At 61.6% G+C, this 5,130-nt stretch carries 7 protein-coding genes and 1 pseudogene; all 8 read right to left on the bottom strand.

The genetic code is table 11. From position 1 onward, the window contains the following. A pseudogene (locus tag KBT70_RS07745) lies at nt 1-501 on the bottom strand (NADH-quinone oxidoreductase subunit F); the annotation flags it as partial. A gap of 4 nt (nt 502-505) precedes the next feature. Further along, nucleotides 506-745 (bottom strand): DUF5337 domain-containing protein, encoded by a 240-nt coding sequence (locus tag KBT70_RS07750; RefSeq protein ID WP_296630810.1) that lies wholly within the window; start codon nt 743-745, stop codon nt 506-508. Beyond that, nucleotides 742-1,413 carry an NADH:ubiquinone oxidoreductase gene (locus tag KBT70_RS07755; protein ID WP_296630813.1) on the bottom strand — a complete coding sequence of 224 codons (672 nt, stop codon included), beginning with the start codon at nt 1,411-1,413 and terminating at the stop codon, nt 742-744. The genes KBT70_RS07750 and KBT70_RS07755 overlap by 4 nt, the downstream gene beginning before the upstream one ends. A gap of 35 nt (nt 1,414-1,448) precedes the next feature. Continuing rightward, complete coding sequence (locus KBT70_RS07760; RefSeq protein ID WP_296630815.1) at nt 1,449-2,654, bottom strand: NADH-quinone oxidoreductase subunit E; 1,206 nt, start codon at nt 2,652-2,654, stop codon at nt 1,449-1,451. A gap of 2 nt (nt 2,655-2,656) precedes the next feature. Continuing rightward, nucleotides 2,657-2,938 (bottom strand): hypothetical protein, encoded by a 282-nt coding sequence (locus KBT70_RS07765; protein ID WP_296630817.1) that lies wholly within the window; start codon nt 2,936-2,938, stop codon nt 2,657-2,659. Next, complete coding sequence (locus tag KBT70_RS07770; RefSeq protein WP_296630819.1) at nt 2,935-3,669, bottom strand: hypothetical protein; 735 nt, start codon at nt 3,667-3,669, stop codon at nt 2,935-2,937. The genes KBT70_RS07765 and KBT70_RS07770 overlap by 4 nt, the downstream gene beginning before the upstream one ends. A 14-nt stretch (nt 3,670-3,683) precedes the next feature. Beyond that, a complete protein-coding gene (locus tag KBT70_RS07775) occupies nt 3,684-4,046 on the bottom strand; it encodes a hypothetical protein (protein ID WP_296630822.1) in 363 nt (120 codons plus the stop codon). Continuing rightward, nucleotides 4,046-5,130, bottom strand: a 1,085-nt coding sequence (locus KBT70_RS07780) for an NADH-quinone oxidoreductase subunit D (RefSeq protein WP_296630826.1), incomplete at its 5' end; no start/stop codon positions are given. The genes KBT70_RS07775 and KBT70_RS07780, both read right to left, overlap by 1 nt.

Here is a 5,130-nt window from a genome sequence, read left to right on the forward strand (position 1 = left end):
CCCGTGATGCAGATAAATGTCAAAATCCCAGCCGGATTTGCAGGCGTTCTTGCCCACCAGACCCGCCGCATAAGCCTCGTCAATCGCGGTCTGCAGCGCCTCTTTCTCGCGGATGTATTCCCCGCGGATGTAGATGTAACAGGCATGCGCGTTCATCGCGAAGCTGGCAATCAAACAGCCCTCGACCAGAGTGTGCGGATCATGGCGCATGATCTCGCGATCCTTGCAAGTGCCCGGTTCGGATTCATCGGCATTGACCACCAGATAGCTTGGCCGCCCGTCGCTTTCCTTGGGCATGAACGACCATTTCAGACCCGTGGGAAAGCCCGCACCGCCGCGCCCGCGCAGCCCGCTCGCCTTCATCTTGTTCACGATCCAGTCACGGCCGTTCTGCAATATCTTGGCCGTGCCATCCCAATGCCCACGCGCCAAGGCCCCCTTGAGGCTGCGATCATGCATCCCGTAGAGATTGGTAAAGATACGGTCCTGGTCCTTGAGCATTCCGCTACCCCTGATTGTCCCGGCGCATGCGCCAGATTTGATAAGTCACCACCAACGCCCAGAAAAAGGCGGCGATGGCGGCCAGATCGAACAGAAAGACGAACCGGATCGGCCATCCCATCTGCGCGCCCAGCCATTGCGCGGCCATCCAGATCAGCATGGTCGCCGCAATCACCACACCCACGGTGCGGCCCTTGCGTGCCATTTGCCGGTCTTTGTCTTGACTGCGCATCGCTTGCATCATTCCTCGTAAACGCCGCCCGATGCGACGCGTTTGGAAAACTCTGTCTCGCCACCAGCGGCGAGGGTCTTGGCCTGTTCGACCCAATTGTCGCGGCTCACCCGGCCCTTGAACCCCTTGAGGTTCTCATCGACCCAGGCCACCTCTGCCGCCGACCAGCCCGCGATCTGGTCAAAGTGGTAAAAGCCCAACGCATGACAGAGTTCCTCAAGCTTGGGGCCCACCCCCTTGATCTGCTTGAGGTCATCCGCCGCCCCACCGCGCGGGGCCGATAGTGCTGCGGGCTTCGTGCCCGCCGGTTCCATCTCGGTCTCCGCCACACTCACCGCCGCCGATTGTGCGGGCGTGGCCACCGCAGCGGCCACGGGTGCCGGTGCCGCTGCAGGCGCCTCTTCCTCAACATCCGGCGCCTTGTAGCCGGTGATCCCCGTCACGCCCCGCAACGTCGCCTCGACATCGCGCGCCTCGATCCCGCGATCGTCGGGGTTATACCCGGTGCAGACCAGACCCGTGATCACGAGGCCAAAGAACACCGCAAAGGCCACTCCCAACAGAAGCGCGGCAAAGAACCCCACCGCTCCGGCTGTGGACCAGACCACCAGAACCCCGGACAAGAGCGCAAGGCCCCAGCTTATGATCTGGCAAGTGCTCAGTTTCGACGTATCAGACATGACAGTAACCCCCTGTTGTGTTCAGACAGGCGTATTCAGTAAACGCCACCTTTCTTGGCACGGGCAGAGAACTCCGTCTCTTTGCCGTCCGCCAGCAACTTTGCCTGCTCAACCCAGTTGTCCCGGCTGACCCGTCCCTTGAATCCCTCAAGGTTCTGATCGACCCAACTGATCTCCTCCTCCGTCCATTTCGCCACCTGATCAAAGTGGTAAAAGCCCATGCTGTGCAAAAGCTGCTCCAGCTTGGGGCCGACACCCTTGATCATCTTGAGATCGTCCGCGCCCGTTTCACGCGGCGCGCTCAGCGTTTCAGGCTTCTTGCCCGGCGCAGGTGCGGCCTCAGCCGCCGCTTTCGCAGGCTTGGCGGGCTTTGCCGCCGGTTCCACATCCGGCTTCGCGGTCGATTTGGCTTGCGCCTCGGCCTTGGTGGCCCCGGTCGCATCCGCGGGCGTGCCGGGGGAAACCTTGGTCACAATAGCCACCGGCTCGGCGTTCTGCTTGACCGCCGAAGGGGCGGGCTTGTGCATCGCCCCCTTGTCGCGCCACGGCGTCAAGAGCGGCACCTCGGTGCCGTCAATCCGCTTGACCGTGTCGCCGATATCCACCGCCGCCTGTGCGCTGGCATTATACTGCGCGCGACCGCTGTCGAATTCCTTGAGGCTGGTCAGCCCCGATTTCGGCTCGGCGGCATAACGACCATTCTGCGGCCCCGGCACCGGCACCTTGCCTGCTGCCAATTCGTCGATGATCTCAGCGAACCGCGCGGCAGTCAGATCCTCGTAATAATCCTTGCCGATCTGCGCCATGGGAGCATTGGCGCAAGCGCCCAGACATTCGACCTCTTCCCAGGAAAACTTGCCATCCGCCGACAGATCAAACGCCTTGGGCGCAATCTTGTCCTTGCAGACCGCAATCAGATCCTCGGCCCCGCAGATCATGCAGGTCGTGGTGCCACAAATCTGGAAATGCGCCACGCTGCCCACCGGCTGCAACTGGAACATGAAGTAGAACGTCGCCACCTCCAGCGCTCGGATGTAATCCATCCCCAGCATGTCGGCCACATGCTCGATCGCCGGACGGCTCAGCCAGCCTTCCTGCTCCTGCGCCCGCCACAATAGCGGGATGATCGCGCTGGCCTGACGGCCCTCGGGATATTTGCTGATCTGCCCCTCGGCCCAGGCCTTATTGGCGGGGCTAAAGGCAAAGCTCTCGGGCTGTTGATGATAAAGGCGACGTAGCATTCTCAGGCACAGGCTCCTGTAGTCAGTTTCACGCCCCCATCAGGCAGCCGAACGGCTCCGCCCGAGGACAGTTTATAGGCGGTGATATCCAGCAATTGCTGCCGCTTGAGCCCGGTCTGGATTTCGGCGGCCAGATAGTCGGGCTCAGTCACAAGGCGGCATCCCAGCGACGCGGCGGCAGCATCATAGCGCGCGATGCCTTCCTGGCCCACACCTTCGGGCGGCAGGGCACAGCCTGCAAGAAAACCAAACGCGGCCAGTGCCGCAATCCGTGCGGTGATCATTGCGAACACACCTCTTCTGAAAGCGAGAGCGAGTCATCCTCGGTGTTCATCACCGCCTCGCCCTCTTGCAACATCTTGCCAATCACCGGGCGCAATTCCTTGGTGGTGAACCCGGCTGCCGGAAGCTGGCTATCGGCCTCGGCGCGGCTCAAACTGCACCCGGCTGTCTTCATATAGGCGATGAAATCGGCGCGCAGCTCCTCGGGTCCACGCTGCGGCGCGGTAATCTCGGGGTTGCTGGCCATCATGTCCGCCGACAGGCCCTTGAACTTGTCGCAGAGGCTCTGCTCCAGAAACACCGCCTTTTGATCCTCGGACACACGGATTTCTGCCATCCGCTCCATCTTGTCCATCAAGAGCCGCACTTCGGTCATCTCGACGCCCACACGCGGCAACAAGAGCTTGGCCTCGTCGATGGTCATCACGCAATTATTGTCGGCAATGGCCGCAAAGAACCGCTCGCGCCCCGAATAATCGAGCTTGCCGCCACAGACGCCGCCAAAGACCACAAGCTGCCCATCGAGGATGCGTGCGCGCTCTTCGCTCACAAGTTGCTCGGTGATGGCCTTGGTCTCGTCCTTGTCGGCGAAACCGGCCTCGGGCATCACCTTGTCCGCTTGATAGGGCGACATGCGACAGCCATGCTGCGCCATGACACCCACGAATTCCTCAATCCGCTCCGAGGACACAGCCTGCGCTTGGCCCATGACCGGCAGAACACAAAGCACCATTATACCCAAACTTCTCATGCGCCCTGTCCAATCGCCAAACTCGCCACCACAACCACGATCAGCGCGGCAACGCCTGCGCCGATATGCTTGGCCACCGCTTGCCCCGCTCGCGCGTAGATCCAGGCATCGTGAAACGCCATATAGGCAAACGCGGCAAAGAGCAGCGCGATCACCTTGAAATCCCCATAGACCGTCGCGCCAAGCGCAAGGACCAGCATCGCCACATAGCGATTGGCCATCACCTGCGGCAATTGCGCGGCGCGATGGGTCGTGGCCACCATGCCCGCCACCGGGTCGCGCAGAAAGAGGGCGGCCAACGCCCCCGTTACCAGCACCCCCGCGCCCGAAAGCGCTATGGCAAGGCTCGCCCAGCTCATTACCGGTCGATCTCCCCAAAGACGACATCCATCGTCCCGATGATCGCCGCCACATCGGCCAGTTGATGCCCCTTGGCGACATGATCCATCGCCTGCAAATGCAGGAACCCCGGCGCGCGCAGCTTGGCGCGATACGGCCGATTGGTGCCATCCGCCACAAGATACACGCCAAATTCGCCCTTGGGCGCCTCGACGGCGACATAGACTTCGCCCTCGGGCACGCGGAAGCCCTCGGTATAGAGCTTGAAGTGGTGAATGAGCGCCTCCATCGAGCGCTTCATTTCGCCGCGCTTGGGTGGGGTGATCTTGCCCCGCGCCAGAATATCGCCCTGCCCCTCGGGCGCCCGCAGCTTGGCAATCGCCTGATGGATGATCCGCAGAGATTGGCGCATTTCCTCCATCCGGCAGAGATAGCGATCATAGCAATCGCCATTCTTGCCAACGGGAACAAGGAAATCGAACTCGTCATAGCATTCATAGGGCTGCGCCCGGCGCAAATCCCACGCCATGCCAGAGCCGCGCACCATGACACCGCTAAAGCCCCAATCGAGCGCCTCTTGCTGGCTGACAACGCCAATATCGGCATTACGCTGCTTGAAGATGCGGTTTTCGGTCAAGAGCCCGTCAATGTCATCGAGCACACTGGGGAATTCATTGGCCCAGGTCTCGATATCGTCGATCAACTCGGGCGGCAGGTCCTGATGCACGCCACCGGGGCGGAAATAGGCCGAATGCAGGCGCGCACCGCTGGCGCGCTCATAGAACACCATCAGCTTTTCGCGCTCTTCAAAGCCCCAGAGCGGCGGCGTGAGCGCGCCCACGTCCATCGCCTGCGTGGTGACGTTCAAGAGATGGTTCAGAATACGGCCAATCTCGCAATAGAGCACCCGGATCAGGCTCGCACGGCGCGGCACCTCGACGCCGGTCAGCTTTTCGATGGCCAGACACCAGGCATGCTCCTGATTCATCGGTGCCACGTAATCCAGCCGGTCGAAATAGGGCAGGTTCTGCAGGTAGGTTCGGCTCTCCATCAGCTTTTCGGTGCCACGGTGCAGCAGGCCGATATGCGGATCACAGCGCTCCA

Origin of the sequence: Roseovarius sp. (genome assembly GCF_018066915.1) — a bacterium.
GTDB lineage: Bacteria > Pseudomonadota > Alphaproteobacteria > Rhodobacterales > Rhodobacteraceae > Roseovarius.

Coding starts and splice junctions, on each gene's coding strand:
- KBT70_RS07750 (WP_296630810.1), bottom strand. CDS start 745: ATGATGCAAGCGATGCGCAGTCAAGACAAAGACCGGCAAATGGCACGC.
- KBT70_RS07755 (WP_296630813.1), bottom strand. CDS start 1,413: ATGTCTGATACGTCGAAACTGAGCACTTGCCAGATCATAAGCTGGGGC.
- KBT70_RS07760 (WP_296630815.1), bottom strand. CDS start 2,654: ATGCTACGTCGCCTTTATCATCAACAGCCCGAGAGCTTTGCCTTTAGC.
- KBT70_RS07765 (WP_296630817.1), bottom strand. CDS start 2,938: ATGATCACCGCACGGATTGCGGCACTGGCCGCGTTTGGTTTTCTTGCA.
- KBT70_RS07770 (WP_296630819.1), bottom strand. CDS start 3,669: ATGGTGCTTTGTGTTCTGCCGGTCATGGGCCAAGCGCAGGCTGTGTCC.
- KBT70_RS07775 (WP_296630822.1), bottom strand. CDS start 4,046: ATGAGCTGGGCGAGCCTTGCCATAGCGCTTTCGGGCGCGGGGGTGCTG.